The organism is Mesorhizobium sp. M0968 (assembly GCF_040319065.1).
Lineage (GTDB): Bacteria > Pseudomonadota > Alphaproteobacteria > Rhizobiales > Rhizobiaceae > Mesorhizobium.
Window position 1 is genome coordinate 383,150 of sequence record NZ_JAMYNL010000004.1, and the last position, 23,427, is coordinate 406,576.

At 62.7% G+C, this 23,427-nt stretch carries 19 protein-coding genes; 15 read left to right on the forward strand and 4 right to left on the reverse strand.

From position 1 onward, the window contains the following. Positions 1 to 273: 273 nt before the first annotated feature. From NKH67_RS09795 to NKH67_RS09805, 3 genes are all read right to left on the reverse strand, one after another. On the reverse strand, positions 274 to 2,742 hold the full coding sequence (locus tag NKH67_RS09795; RefSeq protein ID WP_352470705.1) for an adenylate/guanylate cyclase domain-containing protein: 2,469 nt from the start codon (positions 2,740 to 2,742) through the stop codon (positions 274 to 276). Between the two features lie 81 nt (positions 2,743 to 2,823). Next, positions 2,824 to 3,918, reverse strand: coding sequence for a branched-chain amino acid ABC transporter substrate-binding protein (locus NKH67_RS09800; protein WP_352470633.1), 1,095 nt, complete (start codon positions 3,916 to 3,918; stop codon positions 2,824 to 2,826). Between the two features lie 378 nt (positions 3,919 to 4,296). Further along, positions 4,297 to 5,412 (reverse strand): hypothetical protein, encoded by a 1,116-nt coding sequence (locus NKH67_RS09805; RefSeq protein WP_352470632.1) that lies wholly within the window; start codon positions 5,410 to 5,412, stop codon positions 4,297 to 4,299. Between the two features lie 522 nt (positions 5,413 to 5,934). Here NKH67_RS09805 and NKH67_RS09810 point away from each other — a divergent pair. From NKH67_RS09810 to NKH67_RS09870, 13 genes are all read left to right on the forward strand, one after another. Next, positions 5,935 to 7,062 carry a transporter substrate-binding protein gene (locus NKH67_RS09810; protein WP_352470631.1) on the forward strand — a complete coding sequence of 376 codons (1,128 nt, stop codon included), beginning with the start codon at positions 5,935 to 5,937 and terminating at the stop codon, positions 7,060 to 7,062. Then, positions 7,059 to 7,661, forward strand: coding sequence for an ANTAR domain-containing response regulator (locus tag NKH67_RS09815; RefSeq protein WP_352455770.1), 603 nt, complete (start codon positions 7,059 to 7,061; stop codon positions 7,659 to 7,661). Before NKH67_RS09810 ends, NKH67_RS09815 begins: the two co-directional genes overlap by 4 nt. Positions 7,662 to 7,680: 19 nt before the next feature. After that, entirely contained in the window at positions 7,681 to 8,547 is an 867-nt protein-coding gene (locus NKH67_RS09820; RefSeq protein ID WP_352470704.1) for an ABC transporter permease, read from the forward strand. Next, on the forward strand, positions 8,544 to 9,464 hold the full coding sequence (locus tag NKH67_RS09825) for an ABC transporter permease (protein WP_352470630.1): 921 nt from the start codon (positions 8,544 to 8,546) through the stop codon (positions 9,462 to 9,464). The genes NKH67_RS09820 and NKH67_RS09825 overlap by 4 nt, the downstream gene beginning before the upstream one ends. 32 nt (positions 9,465 to 9,496) lie before the next feature. Continuing rightward, complete coding sequence (locus tag NKH67_RS09830) at positions 9,497 to 11,140, forward strand: ABC transporter substrate-binding protein (protein ID WP_352470629.1); 1,644 nt, start codon at positions 9,497 to 9,499, stop codon at positions 11,138 to 11,140. Further along, positions 11,130 to 12,074, forward strand: coding sequence for an acetamidase/formamidase family protein (locus tag NKH67_RS09835; protein WP_352470628.1), 945 nt, complete (start codon positions 11,130 to 11,132; stop codon positions 12,072 to 12,074). The genes NKH67_RS09830 and NKH67_RS09835 overlap by 11 nt, the downstream gene beginning before the upstream one ends. Next, positions 12,071 to 13,867: an ABC transporter ATP-binding protein gene (locus NKH67_RS09840; protein ID WP_352470627.1), complete on the forward strand. Its 1,797-nt coding sequence runs from the start codon at positions 12,071 to 12,073 to the stop codon at positions 13,865 to 13,867. Before NKH67_RS09835 ends, NKH67_RS09840 begins: the two co-directional genes overlap by 4 nt. Positions 13,868 to 14,071: 204 nt before the next feature. Continuing rightward, on the forward strand, positions 14,072 to 14,956 hold the full coding sequence (locus NKH67_RS09845; protein WP_352470626.1) for a dihydrodipicolinate synthase family protein: 885 nt from the start codon (positions 14,072 to 14,074) through the stop codon (positions 14,954 to 14,956). Between the two features lie 39 nt (positions 14,957 to 14,995). Beyond that, positions 14,996 to 15,655 carry a GntR family transcriptional regulator gene (locus NKH67_RS09850; protein WP_352470625.1) on the forward strand — a complete coding sequence of 220 codons (660 nt, stop codon included), beginning with the start codon at positions 14,996 to 14,998 and terminating at the stop codon, positions 15,653 to 15,655. 61 nt (positions 15,656 to 15,716) lie between these two features. Next, positions 15,717 to 17,054, forward strand: a complete 1,338-nt coding sequence (locus NKH67_RS09855; RefSeq protein ID WP_352470624.1) for an extracellular solute-binding protein — start codon at positions 15,717 to 15,719, stop codon at positions 17,052 to 17,054. 35 nt (positions 17,055 to 17,089) lie between these two features. Next, positions 17,090 to 17,992 carry a carbohydrate ABC transporter permease gene (locus NKH67_RS09860; protein WP_245274609.1) on the forward strand — a complete coding sequence of 301 codons (903 nt, stop codon included), beginning with the start codon at positions 17,090 to 17,092 and terminating at the stop codon, positions 17,990 to 17,992. Beyond that, entirely contained in the window at positions 17,993 to 18,814 is an 822-nt protein-coding gene (locus tag NKH67_RS09865; RefSeq protein WP_023674179.1) for a carbohydrate ABC transporter permease, read from the forward strand. 40 nt (positions 18,815 to 18,854) lie between these two features. Beyond that, entirely contained in the window at positions 18,855 to 19,913 is a 1,059-nt protein-coding gene (locus NKH67_RS09870; protein WP_352470623.1) for an ABC transporter ATP-binding protein, read from the forward strand. A 137-nt stretch (positions 19,914 to 20,050) separates the two neighbouring features. Here NKH67_RS09870 and NKH67_RS09875 read toward each other — a convergent pair whose 3' ends face one another. Continuing rightward, a complete protein-coding gene (locus tag NKH67_RS09875) occupies positions 20,051 to 20,467 on the reverse strand; it encodes a hypothetical protein (protein ID WP_352470622.1) in 417 nt (138 codons plus the stop codon). A 284-nt stretch (positions 20,468 to 20,751) separates the two neighbouring features. Between NKH67_RS09875 and NKH67_RS09880 the strand changes: the two genes are divergently transcribed. Beyond that, a complete protein-coding gene (locus NKH67_RS09880; protein WP_352470621.1) occupies positions 20,752 to 21,846 on the forward strand; it encodes an HlyD family secretion protein in 1,095 nt (364 codons plus the stop codon). Next, positions 21,846 to 23,423: an MFS transporter gene (locus NKH67_RS09885; RefSeq protein ID WP_353030722.1), complete on the forward strand. Its 1,578-nt coding sequence runs from the start codon at positions 21,846 to 21,848 to the stop codon at positions 23,421 to 23,423. The genes NKH67_RS09880 and NKH67_RS09885 overlap by 1 nt, the downstream gene beginning before the upstream one ends. Positions 23,424 to 23,427 lie beyond the last annotated feature (4 nt).

The following is a 23,427-nucleotide window of genomic DNA, read 5'->3' on the forward strand; positions in this document are numbered from 1 at the left end:
CGAGACCGGCCACGTCCCAGGCCGCCGTCATGGCCGAGATGGGCGGGAAGTTGCCGTTCGTCTCATCTGCGAGAACGAGCACGTTGCGCCATATCCGGACCCATGCCAGTGATGCCGTGAATGTTAAGTCTCGGCTCCGATGCCGACGTTCCGCCCGAGTTCGAAGACTGACCGCGACCGTTCTGCGGCCTTCGCATCGACAGCGCCAATGAGCGGCGTCCCACATCCCACTCCTTGTGTCCATTGGGAGGGGTCGTTGTGGACCAAGCCCTACTACCCAGGCTTGTGACGAAGCCGATCCAGCGCGTCTCGAAGTGCATTGGCGGCATCGCCACGCTCGTCAGGGGACATCAGCTCCGGTTCAAGTTCCAACCTGAAGTGCGGCAGCTCGGTCCGAACAGCACGACGAGCGGCCGCCAAATTGGCCTTCAGATCGATGACGCGGTAGGTGGCGACGGGATAAGCGATCCCCTTGACCTGGACTTGCCCCAGTTCTTCACAGTCGATTGCGTCCTTCACTTGCGCAAACGTCTCGTAGGAAATGAGGATTGTCCCCGGCGGCGCCTCCTGCTCCAGGCGCGAGGCGAGATTCACGGCGCCGCCGATTATCGTGTAGTCCATCCGGTCCTCGCTGCCGAAGTTACCGACGGTGCAGTAGTCGGTATGGATGCCGATGCGACAGCGCAGCGGTGTTTCGATCCCCATGTCCCGCCAGACTTCGGCAAGCTCGCTAATCCGCTTTTGCATTGCAAGTGCCATCTGCGCGCAAGCCAGCGCGTCCTCCTTGACGCCGCGAGTCTCGGGATCGCCGAAAAACATCAGGATCGCGTCGCCGACATATTTGTCGATCGTCGCGCCGTGATCCGAAGCAATTTTCGACATTTCCGTCAAATAGTGATTGAGGAGTTGGGTGAGATCCTCGGATTCCATTTTGTCAGTGGTCTCGGTAAAGCCCGCGATATCGGAGAAGCATATTGTCAGTTTCTTCCGCTGGCTGGCGATCCTGACCTCCTGGCGGCCGGTGAATATCGAGCGATACACTTGGGGCGCCAGATACTTCGCCAGCTTGCTGGAAAGCGCCTCCAGAACCACGGATTTCTCGGCGAGGTTCTCCTCCCTTTGCTTCAGCTCAGTGATGTCCGAATAGACGGCGACCGTGCCGCCGGCGCTGATCCGCCGCTCGCTGATCATGACCCATCGCCCGTCGCCTCGCCGCTGCACCCAAGGTTCGCCAGGGTTGCGGTGCCGCGAGAGGCGCTCGGCGACCCACTCCTCGACCCGCCCCTCGGCGTCCCTGATGTAGCCGCGCTCAGCGGATCGGCGAATGATTTGCTCGAATATCGTGCCGGGCGTCAGTTCGGTCTCCAGACCGGCGTAGAGCAATTCGCGGTAGCGGCTGTTGCTGAGGACGAGCCGGTCCTCCCCGTCGTACAGAGCGAATCCTTCGGAGATGCTTTCGATGGCATCGATGAGCCGCTGACGAGCTTCCGCAACGTCGCGCAGGTTCTTTTCCTCGACCTCGACGGCAGTATCCCGGAAAAGTCTCAGCGCTTCGGCCATGCGCCCGATTTCGTCGCTGCCCGCGGCTGGCAGCGGCGCACGAAGGTTGCCCCCCGCAATCGCGAGCATGCCCTGGCTCACGGCCCCCAGTCGGGCGAGGAGGCTGCGGTCGACATAGAGCCAGACAACCAGAACCGAACTCAGGAGGCTGAGGAAGGCGGAGCCGAGCACAACCGCGGTGCCGTAGCGCTGGACGAGCGCGGCTTCGCGACCGGACGCAGCGATCTCCTGGTCTGCCGTGGCGACCAGGCGATCGACGCCAGCGGTGAGATTGCGCGACAGTCGATTGTTCTCGGCCAGAAGCCTTTCGCCCTGTGCCAGGACAGCAAACTCGTCCTCCCGCGCCTTGGGGATGCTGTCCTCGCCGTCGGTCAAGCCCTTGAACTCATCGACACGCTGCCGAAAGCGGGTCCGCAGCTTTTCGTCGATCTCCGTGGAAACCTTTTCAAGAGCAGTGAGCGAACGGCGTAGCGGAAAAAGGATCAACGCCAGGTCGCCCGGCGTCGGCGCGTTCGCGACCTTCACCAGCGCGTCGTTGACTGCCGAGATCTCCAGCTGCGCCTTCTGCTGGGGGATGTAGGCCGCAATCGCCTGGACCAGGTCGGCCATCGCCGCTGCGCGTCGATCGGGCGATAGCGACGTGTCGGCCGCGACCGCCCGCCATTGCGGCAGCCTGGAATCCATCACTAGGATGCCGGTGGCGACAAGGCGCTGGCTTCCGGTTGTCGTCGCGGCGAGGCGGTTCAGGAGCTCCTCCTTGCGGGCGACCACGTCGAGCCGGGCGACAACAAGAGAGTCGAGCTCCTTCAGGTTGCGCCTCAGAACAATCGCGGCTTCCTCAATCTCGGCCAAAGGCACTGTGCCCAACGTGGCATCCCGGAGGTCCGTGCGCAGGGCCTCGAGGCGGGACATCTCGAGCGCGACGGCAGCCGAGACCTCGCTGTGCTGAGCCCTGCTTGTCGCTGCCAGCACCGAGGGCGCGGCAGCAGCGACCCGTTCGGCCTGGCGCGACAGCTGGAGGGAGGCGAGCGCCGACGGCACTCGATCCGTGGTAATTCGGTCCACGACGTCGCCAACCTGGAGGAAGGCATAAAGCGCCGCAGCCGTTGCCAGCACCGCAAGGGCGCTGATCCCGAAAAAGGCGAGCAACAGCCGGCCACGTATGCCGAGGCGTTCAAGCATCTCGGCGAGTCGGAACAGTCCGGCCACACTGGTCTGCATCAGACTAGACATCTCAGCCGGCACGCCGGCGATCAGCGAACCCTATTCAACCGGCACGTACTCTCCGCCGCGCCAGACGTACCAAACCCAGCTCTGCTTCGTGAGGTCGCCCTTGTCGTCGAAATCGACCCGGCCGATCACCGTGTCGAATTCCTGTTCGTGCAGTGCCGCAATGACGGCCTTCGGCTCCAGCGAACCTGCCTTCGAGACCGCCTGGGCCCAAACCTGGACCGCGCAGTAGCTCAACAGCGTGTAGCCCGCGGGTTCGAAATTCTCCGCACGGAACTGCTCAACGACCGCGGCCGCTTCGGGGCTTCGCCTCGCGTCCGCCGGGAACGTGAAGAGGGTCCCCTCCGCCGCGGGGCCGGCGATCAGGGCAAATTCCTCGGTCGCCAAAGCATCTCCGGATATGAGCTGAACCGTGTAGCCACTGTCGTGTGCAGCGCGAGCAATCAGCGCAACCTCGGCATGATACCCACCCACATATAAGGCGGAGACGCCGGCGGTCCGCAACGTAGCGACCTCGGCCGAATAGTCGTCCTTCCCGGGAATGTATGCGTCGTAAACGGCCTCAGTCACGCCCCGCTTGTGCAGCTGCTTCCTGGTCTCGTCGGCGAGACCCTTCCCATAGGTCGAGTTGTCGTGGAGGATCGCAATCTTCTTGTTGCCCCAGCGATCGGCAAGGTAGTTGCCAGCGATGAAACCTTGCGCGTCGTCGCGGCCAATGGTGCGAAAGACATTGGCACGGCCCTGTTCGGTCAGCTGCGGATTGGTCGAGCCTGGGGATATCTCAACGACGCCCGCCTCCTCGTACACTTTTGATGCGGGGATCGAGGCCCCGGAGCAATAATGCCCGACGACGAGCACGACCCCGTCAGCCACCAGCTTCTTGGCGGCCGCCACAGCTTGCTCGGGATCGCAGAAGTCGTCGACCGAGATGAGCCTCACCTTCTGGCCGAGCACGCCGCCCGCCGTGTTGACGTCGGCCACTGCCATCTCCGCGCCGCGCTGTCCCTGCTCGCCGATCCAGGCGAGCCGTCCCGTCATCGCAGCCGAGACGCCGATCAGCACCTCCGCCCGTGCGGAGCTGAACACGGCCGCGAGAACCAAGATCAGTATGGCGATGATGCGGTGCATGTGTGCACCCCCTTAACTGTAGCTTACGCCAATCCCGTCAAAGCCGACAGCCCCTTCGGCAAGCGCGACTGTCTCGGGCTGCTATTGCAGCGCACACCCAATTTGGCGAAGCAAGCATACACTGGAATGGCGTGTCATAACTTCGTTCGCTGAGGTCGGAATCGCGCGCCAAATCCGGACGTTACCACTGACCGGAGTGAGCGTCGTGATTGGGTCACGGAGCGTCATGCGACGCTCCCAACTGGATGACGGCAAAGGGTCGAACTCGGTCGTTCAGAGTGATTGGGTTTTGACCCAAGCATTCTGCAGCCAAGTGGAAACGCGCCTAAAATAAATAGTTAGAGCGGGATGCCCGCTTCAACTTGAACGCATCCCGCTCTAGCTGAAGCGGCTCCCGATAAGCCGGCTCCACTGCTCGCCCGCAAGGCCGTTCAGGAAGACTTGCGAGTTCTTCATCGCGTCCAAAAGCTCTGGATCGCGTGAATGTACCACCGTTGAGGCAACGGTCAGGAAAGCAATGCGTCGTCCAAGCATCGCCTCCAGAAGTGCAGGTTGAATACGTCCGCGCAGGCCGCTGACGCCGCGCGCGGCGGCGTGATCGATCAGGCAGTCAATCACCGGGCCCGCCTGGCCGGGAAGGGCGAAGATCTGCAGCACGCGACCAATTTCATACTTCCGTGCGTAGTAGGCGAAAGCGCCGACATTGGTGCCGACTGGCGACGTCACACAAACGTAGACAAGCTCCCCCAGATCCGGCTTTTGTGCCGCATCTGTCAGGATGTGGTCGAGTTGATCTTCCGTCCAGTCAGGCCGCAGGGCGAATTGAGCGGTAAACGGTTCGATGAGCCTGGCAAATGCATGGCTGTCGATTTCGGATGTACGAAATGCTCCGTGGCCTGCCCCGTCCACCGCCACACCCGACCAACGTCGTTCGCTGGACGTCATCCTTCTGCAGTAAAATCGGTCGACTGCACGCGCCAGCGGATTGAGCATTCGCGCAAGCGCCATGCGATTGGCGGAAAGGCTGAGCATGAAGGCCGCGGGGCGCATCACACGGACCCAGTCAAGGCTGTATTGCGGCAGGACCACGCCGCGCAGCCGGGTCCACAATTTCACGGAAATATCGTTGGCCGTCTCGCTGAAGGAGATGTCCTGCGGACCATCCAGGTAAGCTTTCAGCAAGCGGGCGCCGGCCAGCGGGTCGTGCTCATGGTCCTCGACCATGAGCGAGCTACAGATGGCCGCGCGTAGTTGTCGGCCGTTGAACGTCATCGGCAGGACGTGGACGCCGACAAATCCGGAGACGCGACCGGCGTCGTTGACATGGACAAGCGACCGGAGGTTGTCTGCGCAACCGGGCGCATCCAGATAAAACCGTTGCATGTATTCCACGAGAGAGGCCGGCGCTTCGGTCCTCTCCTTCAACAGCACGCGCTGAAACATGTTCGCAACTGCCGGGAGGTCGGCGCCTTGCAAGGCGCGAATGACGCTCAAGCCCGGCTCCCGCCACCAAAGTCCCATCCACCGAGCTTCCGGGCCAAGGCGACGCGAGGCACGAGAACATCGGGCGCGCGTTCCAACTCGACGCCCATGAAGCCGTGCAACCTCGGCCAGTTGGCATCGCCCCGGTGACCGAACGGAGTGCTGAATTGCTGCGGCAAGGTGGAACCCTTTGCTTGACCGACGAAAACCGGCGTCATTGCTGCTAGCAGATTCAGGTAAACCGATATTAAAGTCGTTGCTTTGAATGGTAGCGAACCGGGTTTGTCCGGGCCCCATAGCTGGACATCAGCAATTTTGGTTCCTGGCGGACTCTAAACGACCAGCGGCATGAGTTGCGTGCTGCGCGCCGAACCGTTTCGGCTGGCCAAAGTTTCGCGTGGCGGCTCTTGACTGGGAGCGCGGGCGTAATACGGTGAGGACAAATACCGGCTCCGACCGCCGGGCGGCAAGAATGCCTCGTATGCCTCGCCCTGCGGCGGTGGCTGCGGGGCATTGTCATTTTTGAGGCATTGCTTGAAACGGCATATCGACATCGGCATTCTCTATTCGCGGTCCGGCAACTACCGGCTGGTGTCCGAATCCTGCCGTGCGGGTGCGATGAACGCCATCGCCGACGTCAACGGCGATCTCGCTATCCCATTCGAATTCATCCCGATCGAGCGCGACCCGCAGGGCAACATCGATCGCTATGCAAGCGGCTGCGCGGACATTCTCGCCAACAGCGGCGCGCGTCACATCATTGGCTGCGTCACCTCGTGGAGCCGCAAGGAGGTCATTCCAATCCTGGAAAGGGCAGGCGGCACGCTGTGGTACGCCTGCCCGTACGAGGGCTTCGAAGCCAACGAGCATGTCGTCTACACACACGCCTGCCCCAATCAGCATCTCGTACCGCTGCTCGCCTATGTCGTGCCTCGTTTCGGCGCCGATGGCTTCCTGCTCGGTTCCAACTACATCTGGGGCTGGGAGACCAACCGCGTGGCGCGCGACCTGATTGCGGACGCTGGCGGCAAGGTGCTGGGCGAACGCTATCTGCCGCTCGGCGAGGTCGATGTTGCGCGGCTGATCGCGGAGATACAGGCGACGAGACCTGATTTCATTCTGAACAATCTCATCGGCCCTTCTTCTTATGCCTTCATCGCTGCCTATGCGGAGCTTGGCCGGCGCGACCCGCATTTCAGGCCGGAGCGTTGCCCGATCCTGTCCTGCAATCTCACGGAATGCGAATTGCCGGCGCTCAACGGGGCAGGCGATGGCCACCTTTCCGTTGGGCCCTATTTTCACGACATCTCGGGGGCGGATCGCGGTGCGGTTCCAGTGCCTTCCGTCATGCCGGCCTCATCCTTCGAGGCGGCGGCTTATGCCTCGGTGCGCATGCTCGCCGAGATCCTCACCCTTAACCCCGGTGCACAATGGACGGACCTTCCCAAGGTCTTTTCCGAAACATCATTTCGAACGCCGCTGGGCGACATCGCCATCGACCAGCAAACCCAGCATGCTACCTTGCCGGTGCTAATCGGACGTATCGATGGAACATCGTTCAAAACGGTCACACTGACGAAGGGCGTGGCACCCGATCCCTACCTTTCCCGCTATGACCGGACGGAGACGTTCGGGCGGCCACGCCTGCGGGTGGTGTCGTGAGCAAGATGGCGCGTATCCCGAACCTTGGAGGCGCCAGGGCTTTTGTCCTGCATCGTCCACATCCGACCGTGCAGGCGATCACAAGGCAATTGTCGGCCATCGGCCTTGAGGCGATTGGCTTCTGGCCGGAACTGCCGGCCGAAGCCTTGGCGGCGGACTTCGTCTTCTTCGACGTCGATCTCGGCTTTGACGAGCAATTTCCGTGGAAGCCGGGCGAGGCGCCGATGCCGCTGATAGCACTGATCGGCTCCGAGGCGCCGGGGCGCGTCGAATGGGCATTGTCGCACAAGGCCGATGCGCAGTTGCTGAAACCGGTCGGCAATGCCGGCGTCTATAGCGCACTTTTAATCGCAAGGCAGAGTTTCGAGGCGCGCAAGCTTCTGGCCAGCGAGATTGCCTCGCTTCGTCAGCGGGTCGCGGAGCGCCAGACCATCGTACGCGCGGTAGAGGTCTTGTCGAAGGGCGCCGAGGACGGCCGTGCCTATGCGCAGCTCCGCTCGCTGGCGATGAGCTGGCAAATCAGTGTCGAGGAAGCCGCGCGCAGGATCGTGGCGATGACACAAGAAGAAGGCGACGATGACCAATCCGATCGCGCCTGAGCTTTCGGCCGCCGGGCGTATGCCAGCCAAGCCTCGCGCCGGCGTCTGGCGACGTCTGCTAAAACGGCCTCTCGCTTTGCTCGGCCTCGGGATTATTGCCGTTGTCTTGGCCGGCGCCATTCTTGCACCGTGGCTGACAGGCTACGATCCAAACGAGCAGATGTTCGACGGGCTCACGCTTGAAGGCGCGCCACTGCCGCCGGGAGCCCAGTTCTGGCTGGGCACCGACCTGCTTGGCCGCGACCTGCTGACCCGTCTCCTATTCGGCGCGCGCACGTCGCTGATCATCGGCATCGTCGCCAATGGCGTGGCGCTTCTGATCGGCACGCTGGTCGGCATCACCGCCGGCTATTTCCGCGGCTGGATCGGCAGCGCGCTTATGCGCTTCACCGATTTGATGATGGCTTTCCCGGCGCTGCTGCTCGCCATCTGCCTGGCGGCGGTGCTCCAGCCGAGCCTGTGGATCGTCGCCATGGTGATCGCATTGGTGAACTGGGTGCAGACCGCCCGCGTCATCTACACCGAGACAAGTTCGCTCTCCGAACGCGAGTTCATCGATGCCGAGCGCACCATCGGCGCTAGCGCTCCACGCATCCTGTTCCGCCATATCCTGCCACATCTTTTGCCGACGATCATCGTCTGGGGCACGCTCGGTATTTCGACCACGGTGCTGCTCGAAGCGACGCTCAGCTATCTCGGCATCGGCGTGCAACCGCCGACCGCGTCATGGGGCAACATCATCTTCGAGAACCAGACCTATTTCCAGGCCGCGCCCTGGCTGGTCTTCTTTCCCGGTGCGGCGATCCTGGCACTGGCGCTGGCCTTCAACCTGATCGGTGACGCACTGCGCGACATCCTCGATCCGACGCAAAGGGGGCGGGCATGATCGCCTATCTCGGCCGCCGCGTTGTCCAGTCGGTGCTCATCTTGCTCGGCGTCTCTCTGATCACCTTTGCGCTGCTCTACCTGCTGCCCGCCGATCCCGTCCGCCAGATCGCCGGCCGCAGCGCCACACCCGAGACGGTCGAAAACATCCGCCGGCAGCTCGGCCTCGACCAGCCCTTCGTCGTCCAGTATTGGCACTATCTGACCAGCCTTCTCAGCGGCGATCTGGGGCGCTCCTACATTCAGCGCTCGGAGGTCACGGAGCTTATCGTCTCGCGGCTGCCGGCAAGCCTGCTGCTGATGGTCGGCGCCATTGCCTGCGAAGTCGTGATCGGGCTGACGATGGGCCTCATCGCCGCCGTCAAGCGTGGCACCGCCACCGACCAGTCGCTGATGGTCGCCTCCTTCGTTGGCGTCTCGGCGCCGCAATTCGTCGTCGGCCTGATGCTGCTTTATGTGTTCGCGGTGCGGCTCGGCTGGTTCCCGATCGGCGGTTACGGCACCTGGCGTCATCTGGTGCTGCCGTCGCTGACCATGGGAATTCTCGGCGCCGGCTGGTACGCCCGCATGATGCGCTCGTCGATGATCGACGTGCTGCGCCAGGACTACGTGCGTACCGCGCGTGCCAAGGGTCTTGCACGCAGCGCCATTATCCTCCGGCACGCGCTGCCCAACGCCATCCTGCCGGTCATCGCCATGATCGGCATCGATATCGGCATCTTCATGGGCGGCATCGTGGTTGTCGAAAGCGTGTTCGGCTGGCCAGGCATCGGCCAGCTAGCCTGGCAGGCCATTCAGCGCATCGACATTCCGATCATCATGGGGGTCACCCTGGTTTCGGCCTTTGCCATCGTGCTCGGCAATCTCCTGGCCGACACTGTCGCACCGTTCATCGATCCACGCATCAAGCTCAGATGAAAACCAAGAAAACCAGAGAAAGGGAACATGACATGAGAAAATATCTAATATCGACCGTGGCGGCATCGGCGCTTGCGCTGGTGCTTGGCATGACAAGCGTACGTGCCGAAGACGCCGTCGATCCGAATGCCAAGCAGGGCGGCGCGATCACCATCACCTACAAGGACGACGTCGCCACGCTCGATCCGGCCATCGGCTATGACTGGCAGAACTGGTCGATGATCAAGAGCCTGTTCGACGGGCTGATGGACTACGAGCCGGGCACCACCAACCTGCGGCCCGACCTTGCCGAGAGCTACGAGATTGCGCCCGACGGCAAGACCTTCACCTTCAAGCTGCGCCACGGAGTGAAGTTCCACAATGGCCGCGAGATGACCGCCGACGACGTGAAATATTCGCTCGACCGGGTCACCAATCCAAAGACACAGAGCCCGGGTGCCGGTTTCTTCGGCTCGATCAAAGGCTATGACAACGTCGCTGCCGGCAAGGCGGAGAGCCTGGCGGGCATAACCGTCGTCGATCCCTACACGATCAAGTTCGAGCTGACCCGGCCCGACGCCACCTTCCTGCATGTCATGGCGATCAACTTCTCGCATGTGGTGCCGAAGGAAGAAGTCGAAAAATACGGCGCAGACTTCGGCAAACATCCGGTCGGAACCGGCGCCTTCAAGCTCGCCGAATGGACGCTCGGCCAGCGCGTCGTATTCGAGCGCAACCCGGATTACTGGCACGAGGGTCTGCCGCATCTCGACAAGATCACCTTTGAGATCGGCCAGGAGCCGATCGTGGCGCTGCTGCGGCTCCAGAAAGGCGAGATCGACGTTCCCGGCGACGGCATTCCGCCGGCGAAATTCCAGGAGGTGATGGCCGATCCCGAGCAGAAGGCCCGTGTCGTCGAGGGCGGCCAGTTGCACACCGGCTATATCACCATGAATACCACCATGGCGCCCTTCGACAACGTGAAGGTGCGGCAGGCGGTCAACATGGCGATCAACAAGGACCGCATCGTCCAGCTGATCAACAACCGTGCGGTGCCGGCCAATCAGCCGTTGCCGCCGTCGATGCCTGGCTATGACAAGGAATTCAAGGGCTATCCCTATGACGTGGCCAAGGCCAAGGCCTTGCTTGCCGAGGCCGGGCATCCCGACGGATTTGACACGCAGCTGTTTGCCATGAACACCGATCCCAACCCGCGCATCGCGCAGGCCATTCAGCAGGATCTGGCGGCGGTCGGCATCAAGGCCAGCATCCAGTCGCTCGCGCAGGCCAACGTCATCGCCGCCGGCGGCGACAAGGCGGGTGCGCCGATGATCTGGTCCGGCGGCATGGCCTGGATCGCCGACTTCCCCGATCCGTCGAACTTCTACGGCCCGATCCTCGGCTGTGCTGGTGCCGTCCCGGGCGGCTGGAACTGGTCGTGGTATTGCAACAAGGCGCTCGACGCCAAGGCGGCCGAAGCCGACTCCATCGTCGACCCGGCCAGGGCTGGCGAACGCGCCAAGATGTGGAGCGAGATCTACGGCAAGATCATGGAAGACGCGCCCTGGGCACCGGTCTTCAACGAGCAGCGTTTCACCATGAAATCAACCCGCATGGGTGGCGCCGACAACCTCTATGTCGACCCGGTCCACATCCCGATCAACTACGACAATGTGTATGTGACCGATGTGCAATAACTGCGACTACACCATCCACGGGCGCCACCATCATTTCGGCTGGGACAATTCCTTTGTCCCGGCCGAACGGGTGGCGCCAGGGGCGACGATCGAGTTCCAGTGCTTGGACTCGTCCGGCGGGCAGCTGACGATGGAGAGCACCATCGACGACGTTGCTTTGCTCGACTTTGCCAAGGTGAACCCGGTCACTGGGCCAATCTATGTCGACGGGGCAGAACCGGGCGATGCCCTGAAAATCACCATCGAGGCGTTCAAGCCATCAGGCTTCGGTTGGACGGCGAACATCCCGGGATTCGGTCTGCTGGCGAATGACTTCTCCCAACCGGCACTGAATATCTGGAAGTACGACGCCGCCTCGCTCGAACCGGCGCTGTTCGGCAAGAGCGGCCGGGTGCCGCTCAAGCCCTTCGCCGGCACCATCGGCAATGCCCCGGCTGAGCCGGGTCTGCATTCGGTGGTTCCGCCGCGGCGCGTGGGCGGCAACCTGGATATCCGCGATCTCGCCGCCGGCACGGTGCTCTACCTGCCCGTAGAGGTCGCGGGCGCGTTGTTCTCGGTCGGCGACACGCACGCCGCGCAAGGCGATGGCGAGGTCTGCGGCACGGCGATCGAGAGCCCCATGAACGCCGTGCTGACGCTCGATCTGGTCAAGGATGCCCGGCTGCGGACGCCGCGTTTCACAACGCCCGGTCCGGTGTCGCGGCATCTCGACGCCAAGGGCTACGAGGTGACAACCGGTATCGGGCCGGATCTGATGGACGGCGCCAGGAGTGCCGTTTCCCAGATGATCGACCTGCTCTCCGGCCGCTACGGCATGGATCCGGTAGATGCCTATATGCTCGTCTCGGTTTGCGGTGACCTGCGCATCAGCGAGATCGTCGACATGCCCAACTGGGTGGTTTCGTTCTACTTCCCCCGCTGCGTCTTTGAATGAAGGTGGAGGACATCAAACGATCCAGGCAGGCCGCCGCGGAGAGTGGCTCTCTCAGGCCGGTACTCAGCGTCTCAGGCCTGAGCGTCGCCGTGCGCGGCGAGGAGGGCGAGCGCGACGTCGTTTCCGACCTGACATTCGGCCTGACGCGCGGCGAAACGCTTTGCATCGCCGGCGAGTCCGGTTCCGGCAAGTCGATGACGGCGCTGGCCATCATGGGCTTGCTGCCGCAGCCGGCGGCACGCATCGGATCAGGCTCCATCCGGCTCGGCGATCAGGACCTCGCGGCTCTCAGCGAGAGCGGCATGCGCCGCATCCGCGGCGACCGTATTGCCATGATCTTTCAGGAACCGATGACATCGCTCAATCCGGTGCTGTCCATCGGCCGTCAGCTCACGGAGGCGATCGATGCACACACCTCGATGTCGCGCTCCAACTCGCGGCTGAGGGCGCTCGAGGCGCTGAAGGCAGTCCGAATTCCGGATGCCGAACGGCGGCTCGAGCACTATCCGCACGAACTCTCAGGCGGCATGCGCCAGCGCGTGATGATTGCCATGGCTCTGGCCCTGAACCCGGACGTGCTGATCGCCGATGAGCCGACGACCGCCCTCGATGTCACGGTTCAGGGTGAGGTGCTGGAACTGCTGCGCGACCTGCAGCGCGAGCACGGCACCAGTGTTATCCTGATCACGCACGACATGGGCGTCGTCGCCGAGATGGCGGACCGCGTCATCATCATGCGTGACGGACGGATGGTCGAGCAGGGCAGCGCGGCTGACATCTTCAATCGCCCGCAGGCCGACTATACACGCGAGCTTCTGGCCGCCGTGCCGCGCATTGGCGGCGGACGGACCGTCGAAGAACGACAAGACGCCGCCAACATGCCGGCCGAGCTTGTATCTGTCAGCGATCTTCACGTCCGCTTCGACCTGCACGGCGGCTTCTTCGGCCGCGTTGACCGCAGGGTGCACGCGGTCGAAGGCGTCAGTTTCTCGATCGCGCCGCACGAAACCCTGTCGCTGGTCGGCGAATCGGGCTGCGGCAAGTCGACGACGGCCAAGGCGATCGCCGGGCTGGTGCCCTACACCGGCAGCATTTTAATCGGCGGCCAGGACTTGTCGGCGCTCAGCCGCAAGGAGCGCAAGGCTGTCCGCCGCAATGTGCAGATGATCTTTCAGGATCCCTTCGCGTCCCTCGATCCGCGCATGCGGGTCGGCGATCTCGTCGCCGAGCCTCTGCTGATCCACGGCCTCGGCGACAGAGAGCAACGGCATGCCCAGATCGCCGCCCTGTTCGAACGCGTCGGCCTCTCGGCTGACCAGATGGAGCGCTATCCCCACGAATTCTCCGGCGGGCAGCGCCAGCGAATCTGCATTGCGCGGGCGCTGGCGCTGCGACCAAAGCTGATCATTGCCGACGAGAGCGTCTCTGCTCTCGACGTGTCGGTGCAGGCGCGCGTGTTAAGATTGCTGAAGGAGCTGCAGCGCGAATTCGGCGTCGCATATCTCTTCATCTCGCACGACATGGCGGTGGTCGAGAACATCTCCGATCGCGTGGCGGTAATGTATCTGGGGCAGATCGTCGAGATGGGCACCCGCGACCAGATCTTCTCCAACCCGCGCCATCCTTACACAAAGCGGCTGATCGAAGCCGTTCCGGTTCCCGATCCAGGCCGGCGCCGCGCCCGGTTCGCCCGTTTGGACAGCGAAATTCCAAGCGCTGTGCGGCGCATCGGTGACGAGCCCCGGAAACTCAAGCTCGAAGATGTTGGCGACGGCCACCTCGTCGCCACTTGATCGAGCTTAGGCTGCCTCGTGCAGCCAATCCCGCAGAGGCTCGGGGACAGCTGCATATGTGATGTTCGAGCGGAGGAAAATGATCGGCGATGGCGCTGCCGCGGCAGCGCCGTTCGGCGATGCCGAGTTGGCAACATCACCCGTTTACACCTGACATGTTAGCGTGCTAACGCTACATCCACATTGATTTCAACGGAGATCGTATTGGCTTCCCGCTTTGGTCTTTCGGTTGCCCTGACCACACCCTTCGACCCGTCGGGGCAGATAGCGCTCGCGCCGATGATCGCGCATGCCCGAGCCTGCCTTGGCGCCGGCTGCAGCAGCGCGACGCTGTTCGGCACCACCGGCGAAGGAGCCTCGGTCGGCACCGACGAGCGACGGATCGTCACCGAGGCCATGCTGGCGGCCGGTATTCCGCCACATCAGCTCGTCGCCGCAGTGCTGGTCGATGCAGCCGAAGATGCCGCCGATCAGGCCCGGCACGCTTTGCAGCGCGGCGTTCGCAACATTCTGCTCGCTCCGCCGAGCTACTTCAAGAATGTCGGCGAGGACGGGCTGTTCGGATGGTTTTCCGCCGTCTTCGCCGCACTCGGTCCGCTGGCGCGCGACGTGCTGCTCTATAACATCCCCTCAGTCACCATGGTGCCGCTCCCGCTTGGGCTGATCGGCCGGCTGCGCGCCGCCTTTCCCGCTGTGGTGGCCGGGGTGAAGGATTCCGGCGGGGACTGGAGCTACAGTGAGGCGCTGCTTGAGGCGCACGGCGATCTGGTGATCCTCATCGGCGACGAACGGCATCTCGCGAGAAGCGTGCGCCGCGGCGGACAGGGCGCGATTTCCGGCATGGCTAATTTTGTTACCGGCGAAATCCGGGCAATGGTCGAAAACGGGGGCGACGACCCACGCGTCGAAGACTTCGTGCTCGAATTGCTCAAATACCCGGTCACGCCGGCGGTGAAGGTCATGGTCGCGCGCAAGACCGGCGACGAGCGCTGGCTGGCGGTCCGCCCGCCCCTAGAGGCGATCGATCCACAGGGACAGCGGCAGCTTGCCGCTGCCTTCGACAGGCTGTTTGCGACAGAGGCAGCCTGACCGACAAGGCCGGGCTGACCGACAAGGAAGCGAGCTGAAGTGGAAGACGGCAGCGAACCGATCACTCTCCGGGAGAAGGCCTATGCCAGCTTCACGCGGCATTTGCTGGCCCGCGATCTGCGGCCGGGGCAGTTCGTGTCACAGCGCGAACTGGTCGCTTTCACCGGGCTGCCGCTGGGTGCCATTCGCGAGATCGTCCCGCGTCTCGAGGCCGAGGGACTGCTGACCACCATCCCGCAGCGCGGCATGCAGATCGCGCATATCGATATCAATCTGATCCGCGAGGCGTTTCAGTTTCGGTTGTTCATGGAACGCGAGGCAGTGGCGCTATTCACGACCAGCGCTTCTGATGCCGAACTTGCCCGCATGCGGCGCGAACATGAAGAGATGCTGGCCCAAGCTCTCGGGCAGGCACCGACGCCGGAAATGGAAGCCAAGGCCCAGAACATCGACTGGGCGATGCACGACACCTTCATCAATGCGCTCGGCAACGAGATTATCGCCAAGGCCTATCTGGTCAACTCGGTGAAAATCCGGCTGATCCACCAGGAGCGTTTCCGCATCGACGGTCGTGTGGTGCCGGTGATGCGCGAACATTTGGCGGTCATCGAAGCCATGGAGAGCCGCAATCCGCAAAGAGCGGTTGAAGCGATCAGTCTGCATATCGACAATGCGCGCCGGCTGGCGCTCCAGATCTGAGGAAATATAGCCGCGCCGCGGTTTGCGGCGCATCCACAACGACAGCAACCGGGAGGAAGAAATGTCGTCCAATCTGTTCAACCCAACCAGGAGGCAACTCCTTGCCGGAACCGCGGCGCTAACCGCTGCGGGCCTTGTGGGGCTTCGCCCCGGCTTTGCCGCAGGCGTTGACTGGAAACGCTTTGCCGGGACGACGCTTGACGTCAATCTGGTGAAAAGCCCGCGCAGCGACACCATCCTGAAATATCTCGCCGAGTTCGAGGAACTGACCGGCATCAAGGTCAATGCCGAGGCAACGCCCGAGCAGCAGCAGCGCCAGAAGACGGTGATCGAGTTGAGCTCGGGCAAGCCGAGCTTCGACGTCGTGCATCTGAGCTACCACGTGCAGAAGCGCCAGTTCGAGAAGGGTGGCTGGCTGGCCGACATCGCCGGCTATCTCGCCGATCCGTCGCTCACCGACCCGGCGCTGGTCGAAAGCGACTTCGCCGAAGCCGGCATGCTGTTTGCCAAGGACGGCCAGGGCGTGCTGCGCTCGCTACCGTTCTCGGTGGACTACTGGATCCTGTATTGGAACAAGGAGCTGTTCGAGGCCAAGGCCCTCAAATACCCAGAGACCTTCGAGCAACTGGTGGCAGCCGCCGAAGCGCTGACCGACCACTCGACCAATACATACGGCTTCGTCGCCCGCGGGCTCAAGAACGCAAACACGCCGGTGTGGACGTCGCTGATGCTCGGCTACGACATGACGCCGCTAGATGACAAGGGCAAGCTGCGCACCGAGGCTCCCGAGGCGATCGAGGCTGCCGCGCTCTATCAAAGATTGATGACCAAGTCCGCCCCTCCGGGCGTTACCGGGTTCAACTGGGCCGAAGCACAGTCGGCCTTCCTGCAGGGCAAGATCGGCATGTGGCTCGACGGCGTGGGTTTTGCCCCGCCGATGGAAAATCCGGAAAAATCGAGGGTGGTCGGCAAGGTCGGTTACGGCGTGATGCCCAAGGGTCCCAAGGCGCATGCCTCGGGCACCTTCGGCGACGGGATTGGCGTTACCGCCGCCAGCGAGAAGAAGGAGGCTGCCTATCTGTTCTGCCAGTGGGCGGTATCGCCAACCATGGGTGCACGGCTGTTGCAGGCCGGCGCCGGCGTTCCGTTCCGCAAATCCGTGCTGGAGGATCCCAAGGTGCGCGAAGGCGTCACCATGCCGGCAAGCTGGCTTGATGCCGTGGTCGGCTCGGGCAATATCAGTCGGCTGGCACTGCCGGTCATCATCCCCGTCACGGAATTCCGCGACATTTATGGTGTGGCGTTGACCAACATGATTGCCGGCGCCGATCCAGCCGCGGAGCTGAAGAAGGCCACCGAACAGTTCCAGCCGGTTCTCGACAGGAGCGAGCAGGGCTGATGTCGGCCACCACCCCAGAACAGACCGGGGTGACGATGCCGGTTATCGACGGGAGCCAGACGATCCGGCTGGCTCCCAACTACTGGCCATTCGTCGTCCCCGCACTCGTCGTCGTCGGCGCCGTCATCGTTTTCCCCTGGGCTTTCACCCTGTGGATGAGCGTCAATCGCTGGACGCTCGGCCAGTCGCGGAGTTTTGCCGGGATGGAAAACTATCTCCGCCTGGCCAGCGACCCACGTTTCTGGGAATCCCTTGTTCATACGTTGACCTACACCTTCCTCTCGGTTGCAGCGCCGATGCTGCTGGGCACCCTGGCCGCCCTGATCTTCGATGCCAGGTTTCCGCTGCGCGGCTTGCTGCGCGGCGTCTTCGTCATGCCGATGATGGCGACACCCGTTGCCGTCGCACTGGTTTGGACAATGATGTTCCATCCTCAGCTTGGCGTGCTCAACTACCTGCTGTCGCTGGTCGGCATCCCGGCCCAGGAATGGATATTCAACGCCAACACGGTCATCCCGTCGCTGGTTGCGGTCGAGACCTGGCAGTGGACGCCGCTCGTCATGCTGATCGTGCTTGGCGGGCTGGCCTCGGTGCCGCGCGAGCCCTTCGAAAGCGCCGAGATCGACGGCGCCAATGCCTGGCAGCAATTCCGCTATCTCACTCTGCCGATGATCGCGCCGTTCCTGATGATCGCGGTCATCATCCGCACCATCGATGCGCTGAAGAGCTTCGACATCATCTACGCGATGACCCAGGGCGGGCCGGGTACGGCGTCGGAGACCATCAACATCTATCTCTACAACACCGCCTTCTCCTACTACGATATCGGCTACGGCTCGGCCATGGCCGTGGTGTTCTTCATTGTCATCGTGGCCCTGTCGTTTGTCCTGCTGATGCTGCGCCAACGCTCGCAGTGGATCGATACGGAGGGCAAATAGATGAGTTCACGGCTGCTCAACCAGATCGGTCTGTTTTTCGCTGCCCTGGTTTTCGTCTCCCCGGCGATCCTGTTCTTCCTCTGGATGATCTCGCTGTCGCTGAAATTCGAGATCGACAACGGTGCCTATCCGCCGATCCTGATCCCCGAACGCTTCGCCTGGTCGAACTATGTAAAGGTGTTCGAGGAGAACAATTTCCTGCTCTATCTCTGGAATTCGGTGCTGGTGACCGGCACGGCGACCTTGCTGGCGCTGCTGATCGGCGTACCGGCCGGCTATGGCATCGCACGGCTCAAGGCTGAACGATCGGCGGTCGTCATCATGATCGCCCGAATGACACCTGGGCTATCCTATCTCATCCCGCTGTTTCTGCTGTTCCAATGGATCGGGATACTCGGCACGCTGTGGCCGCAGATCATCATCCATCTGGTGGTGACGGTGCCGATCGTGGTGTGGGTGATGATCGGCTATTTCGAGACCACGCCGATGGAACTGGAGGAGGCGGCCAACATCGACGGCGCCAGCTCCTGGCAGGTTTTCCGGCTGGTTGCCCTGCCCATCGCCAAGCCAGGCATCGTCGTCGCCTTCATCCTGTCCGTGATCTTCTCGTGGAACAATTTCGTCTTCGGCGTCGTGCTCGCCAGCCGTGAGACGCGCACACTGCCGGTCGCCGTCTACAACATGTTGTCCTACGAGCAGGTCAGCTGGGGGCCGCTCGCCGCGGCGGCGCTGGTGGTGACGTTGCCAGTGCTGATCCTGACCATGTTCGCGCAAAGGCAGATCGTGGCGGGGCTGACCGCCGGCGCCGTCAAGGGCGGTTGAGCGCGCGCCCGGACATCACTCTTTTTCCAGGAAAGATCCAATGGCATCGGTAACGATCAACAACGTGCAGAAGGCCTTCGGGGCCACCAAGATCATTCACGACGTCAGCGTCGACATCGCCGACGGCGAATTCGTCATCCTGGTCGGCCCGTCGGGATGCGGAAAATCGACGCTGCTGCGCATGATCGCAGGCCTTGAGACGATCTCCGGCGGGAAGATCGCCATCGGCGAACGCATGGTCAACAATCTGCGCGCGCGGGACCGGAACATCGCCATGGTGTTCCAGAATTATGCGCTCTATCCGCATATGACCGTTGCCGACAACATGGGCTTTGCCCTCAAGATCAAGAAAGCCGACCCGGCCGACACCGCTGGCCGGGTCCGGAAGGCAGCCGGCATCCTCGGCCTGGAAAAGCTGCTTGACCGCTATCCGCGCCAGCTTTCGGGCGGCCAGCGTCAGCGCGTCGCCATGGGCCGCGCGATCGTACGTGACCCGCAGGTCTTTCTGTTCGACGAGCCGCTCTCCAACCTCGACGCCAAGTTGCGCGTCCAGATGCGCGGCGAGATCAAGGCCCTGCACCAGCGGCTGGGTACCACGACGATCTATGTCACGCACGACCAGATCGAGGCCATGACGATGGCCGACAAGATCGTCGTGCTGCATGACGGCCTGGTCGAGCAGATCGGCGCGCCGCTGGACCTCTACGACCATCCGGCCAACCTCTTCGTTGCCGGTTTCATCGGCTCGCCCGCCATGAACTTCATTGCCGGCCGCATCGAGGAGGGCGTGTTCCGCAGCGCCGGCGGGTTGGTCCTGCCGTTGCCGGAAGGCGCCCAGCCCGCGGATGCCGCAGGACGCGAACTCGTCTACGGCATTCGACCGGAACATATCCGGGCGACGGGGCAAGGCGTGCCGGGTACGATCACGCTTCTCGAGGCGACAGGCTCGGAAATCTTCGCCAGGGTCGACTGCTCCGGTGAAGAAATTTCCTGCCTTTTCCGAGAAAGGCTTGCGCTCAGGCAGGGCGAAGGGGTGGGGATCGAGATCGACCGCGCATGTGCGCATCTGTTCGACGCAGCAACCGGTCGGCGCATCTGACCCAATGGTCTGGTGAATGCGTGGTCGGCCTTAGGTCGGCAACGCGAATTCATCGGCGACCTCGATGGCGCGGCCTTCGCTGGCCGATCTCTGGGCGCCGAGACCCATGACGACGGCCCACCAGCCGTCTTGCAAGGTCACTTCCACTTTGCCTTGTTCGCGCACCGCAGCGGTGAAGCGGGCGTGCTCGAAATAGTCGAACCGCTATGGTCGCCTGCCTCGAGCAGCCGGGGGTCGACGGGAATCTCCAGCAGGCGTGGTCCAGGCGGATTGCGCGGACTGACGATCAACTGGGGCACTGGCGCAGGGCCAAGCTGGGTCGGCCAGAAACGGCCTGGTCCGGGAACCAGACATTCGATCTTTCCGTCGCCGCCGACAGCGCAGAGTTGCTCCTGGTAGCGGCTGCCCTCGGCAAACATGCAGAGTTTCCAGCATGGCGCGCGCGCCGCGAGGGCGCTCTCTGCGATCATTGCTGCCACAGGATGATCCGGAAACGCTTCAAAGTGAATTTTCTCGTGGGCGGTCTTCGGCACTACGGAGATCCGCGCCGGCATGTTCGCGCGCCTGAATCCGGCTGACTGACAATACGACCTGTGCTGAGGTTCAGTACGAACTACCGATCAGGGCAGATGGGATGTTCGTCCGCGTGATAGCGGCGAGGCGTGAAATCCGCGATCGTTCTGCAGTTCTGCTTTGCTGCAGAGCCGCAGCTCGACGGAGACGTTCTCGTGAAACTGTACTGCGCACCGTGGGTTTGCAGCCTTGCCGAACATCTCGCTCTTCGGGAGGCGGATACCTCCTTCGATAGCGAGCGCATCGACCGGGTGTCGAGGCAATCATGAGCCGAGCCCGCAAGATCGCAATCGCTATCGTCGCCCTTATGGTGATTCCAATGGCAGCTATTTGGAGCTGGCAATGGTTCACGCGGGGCCGGTTCGAGGAAACGACCGATAACGCCTATCTCCGCGGAGACATTACCAGCATCGCGCCGAAGCTCGCCGGTTACGTCGTCGAAGTCGACATAGACGACAATGCCAGTGTGTCAAAGGGTGCTGTCCTGTTTCGCATCGACGACAGCGACTACAAGGCCAAGGCCGAGCAGGCGAAAGCCAACGTCGCCGCCCGGCAGGCGGAAATCGCCAACATCAAGGCGACCCGTGAACTGCAGGACGCATTGATCGCGCAGGCTGAGGCGCAGAAGCAATCTGCCGCAGCCGACCTGCAATTCGCCCGCGCCAACCTGAACCGCTACGTCACGCTGCAGAAGAACGGGACCGCAAGCGATCAGAAGCTGCAGGATGCGCAGGCCGGCCATGACAAGGCAAAGGCATCGCTGGACGGTGCAGAGGCCAATCTGCTGGCTCAAAAATTGAAGCTCGGTGTCCTGGATGCACAGTTGTCCGGTGCGCAGGCAGCCCTGTCCCAGGCACAGGCAGCGCTCGACCTGGCAATGCTCGACCTGGCCAACACCGTCGTGAGGGCCCCGGTCGGCGGCATCGTCGGTAATCGCCAGATCCGTGTCGGCCGCTATGTCACCCCAGGGACAGCAGCCTTGGACATCGTTCCGGTTAACGATGTCTGGATCGTTGCCAACTTCAAGGAAACACAGCTGAAGCAGGTTGAGATCGGCCAACGGGTTCGCGTCATGGTTGATGAATATCCAGATCTGCAAATCGACGGCCTTGTCGACAGCTTCGCTCCCGGTAGCGGCGCGGCATTCAGCCTGCTGCCGCCGGACAACGCCACCGGAAACTTCATCCGCGTCGTCCAACGTGTGCCGGTCAAGATCAGGATGACGCGCAATCCGTTGCCCGGCCGCCTGGTTCCGGGACTCTCGGCTCGTGTTGCCATCACCGTCGGCACCAGGGATGCTCCGGCTGTAGCGCAGGAAATGCAGACAGGCGGGATTGCGGACGGGCGCTCAGCACAATGATGCACCTCGCCGAAACGGCGGCTGTGCAGCGCCATCCCGGTACATTGCGCGCTTGCTTGATAGCAACCGGCGTCGTGCTGGCCGCCTTCATGGACGCGGTCGCATCCACTGCACTGTCCATCGGCCGGATCGACATGCTCGGCGACACCTACGCAACGTTGGACGAACTGGCGATGATCGACGTTGTTTTCATCGCGGCCAAGCTGACGGCGTTCCTTGTCGCTCCGCTACTTGTGACGGCAGCCAGGCCGACCGCCTGCCTGCGCGCGGCGGTTGTCGCCCTTCTGCTGGCATCCGCGGCCTTGACGTTGTCAGTGGACCTCACCTGGATTTGCATCTGCCGCATTGTCCAAGGGCTGGCTGGCGGCACAGTTCTCGTCGCCGGCCAGACACTGCTGTTCTTTCGGTTCCCGCACCGGCATCAGCCGGTCGTTCAGGCGGTTTTTGCCGTAGGCGCCGTCATGGCTCCGACGACCGTCACGCCAGCCCTGCAGGGCTGGCTTGTCGACCATCTGACCTGGGAGTGGATATTCCTGAGCATCATTCCGCTCGGCATCGTCTCCCTTGTCCTGTTGGCGGCGGACGGCGATCGGACCTTTTGGCGGAAAACCAGGTTTCCTGCCGTCAGGATATTGTTGCTCGGCATCAGCGCCGCGCTTTTGACCTACGTCCTGCTGCAAGGCAGCAGGTTCAACTGGTTCGACGACACCGACATCACCTTCCTTGCCGCAACCGGTATGACGGCTGCCGGCCTCCTGGCCGTCTGGGAGACCCGCTTTCGTTCAGAAGGCTCACTGCTGGCCATCTCGCCCCTTGGCAATCCGGACTTTCGCTTTGGCCTTCTCGTCAGCTTCGTCGCCGGCTCTGCCCTTTCAGGCAGCGCCTATCTTATTCCGGCTTTTGCCCTCAACGTGCTCGATTTTACCGCGACGGGCGCAGGAGTGCTTCTGCTGCCCAGCGGAGCCATGCTCGCGCTTGGACTTCTGTTGTCCGGCTTCGTCATCCAAAGAACCGGGATGCGCCCGATCGCGCTTGCGCCATTTGGCATTCTGCTCTTCGCAGGTGCCATGTGGCTGCTGTCCGCTTCGACGAGCGGTAGCGGATCACCGGACCTGACCCTTGCTCTGCTGCTGCGAGGATTCGGCCTCGGCCTTCTGTTCGTGGCACTGACGCTGGTTACGCTGCAGGGCCTTGCCGCTAATGCGTTGCCGTTTGGCATCGGGCTGTTCAACTTCGGCAAGCAGGTGGGCGGTCTGACCGGCACAGCCCTCTTGCAAACGTATATTGATCACCAGAATGTCCACAACCGGACGATACTGGCGTCCCACCTCGTCAATGGCGATCCAGCCGTAGACCAGCGCTTGAGAGCAACTGCGAACGCTCTGGCGAACAGTGTCGACAGCACTGCGGCGACAAAGACCGCCCTGCCGCTGCTGCAGCGCGCGCTTGAGAAGCAGGTCGCCACGATCTCGTTCGACGAAGCTTTCTTCGCGCTCGTCCTGCTGTTCGCGGTCGCTGCGCCCTGTCTCATTGTCGCCAAACAATTGCTCGGCCGCCAAGCCGCTCCGCAGAACTAAAACC

What these genes read in the sequence shown, in the direction of transcription:
- NKH67_RS09825 (WP_352470630.1), top strand. Translation starts at nt 8,544, where the DNA reads ATGATCGCCTATCTCGGCCGCCGCGTTGTCCAGTCGGTGCTCATCTTG.
- NKH67_RS09835 (WP_352470628.1), top strand. Translation starts at nt 11,130, where the DNA reads ATGTGCAATAACTGCGACTACACCATCCACGGGCGCCACCATCATTTC.
- NKH67_RS09830 (WP_352470629.1), top strand. Translation starts at nt 9,497, where the DNA reads ATGAGAAAATATCTAATATCGACCGTGGCGGCATCGGCGCTTGCGCTG.
- NKH67_RS09865 (WP_023674179.1), top strand. Translation starts at nt 17,993, where the DNA reads ATGAGTTCACGGCTGCTCAACCAGATCGGTCTGTTTTTCGCTGCCCTG.
- NKH67_RS09855 (WP_352470624.1), top strand. Translation starts at nt 15,717, where the DNA reads ATGTCGTCCAATCTGTTCAACCCAACCAGGAGGCAACTCCTTGCCGGA.
- NKH67_RS09800 (WP_352470633.1), bottom strand. Translation starts at nt 3,918, where the DNA reads ATGCACCGCATCATCGCCATACTGATCTTGGTTCTCGCGGCCGTGTTC.
- NKH67_RS09875 (WP_352470622.1), bottom strand. Translation starts at nt 20,467, where the DNA reads ATGCCGGCGCGGATCTCCGTAGTGCCGAAGACCGCCCACGAGAAAATT.
- NKH67_RS09885 (WP_353030722.1), top strand. Translation starts at nt 21,846, where the DNA reads ATGCACCTCGCCGAAACGGCGGCTGTGCAGCGCCATCCCGGTACATTG.
- NKH67_RS09870 (WP_352470623.1), top strand. Translation starts at nt 18,855, where the DNA reads ATGGCATCGGTAACGATCAACAACGTGCAGAAGGCCTTCGGGGCCACC.
- NKH67_RS09860 (WP_245274609.1), top strand. Translation starts at nt 17,090, where the DNA reads ATGCCGGTTATCGACGGGAGCCAGACGATCCGGCTGGCTCCCAACTAC.
- NKH67_RS09880 (WP_352470621.1), top strand. Translation starts at nt 20,752, where the DNA reads ATGAGCCGAGCCCGCAAGATCGCAATCGCTATCGTCGCCCTTATGGTG.
- NKH67_RS09820 (WP_352470704.1), top strand. Translation starts at nt 7,681, where the DNA reads ATGCCAGCCAAGCCTCGCGCCGGCGTCTGGCGACGTCTGCTAAAACGG.
- NKH67_RS09795 (WP_352470705.1), bottom strand. Translation starts at nt 2,742, where the DNA reads ATGCTTGAACGCCTCGGCATACGTGGCCGGCTGTTGCTCGCCTTTTTC.
- NKH67_RS09840 (WP_352470627.1), top strand. Translation starts at nt 12,071, where the DNA reads ATGAAGGTGGAGGACATCAAACGATCCAGGCAGGCCGCCGCGGAGAGT.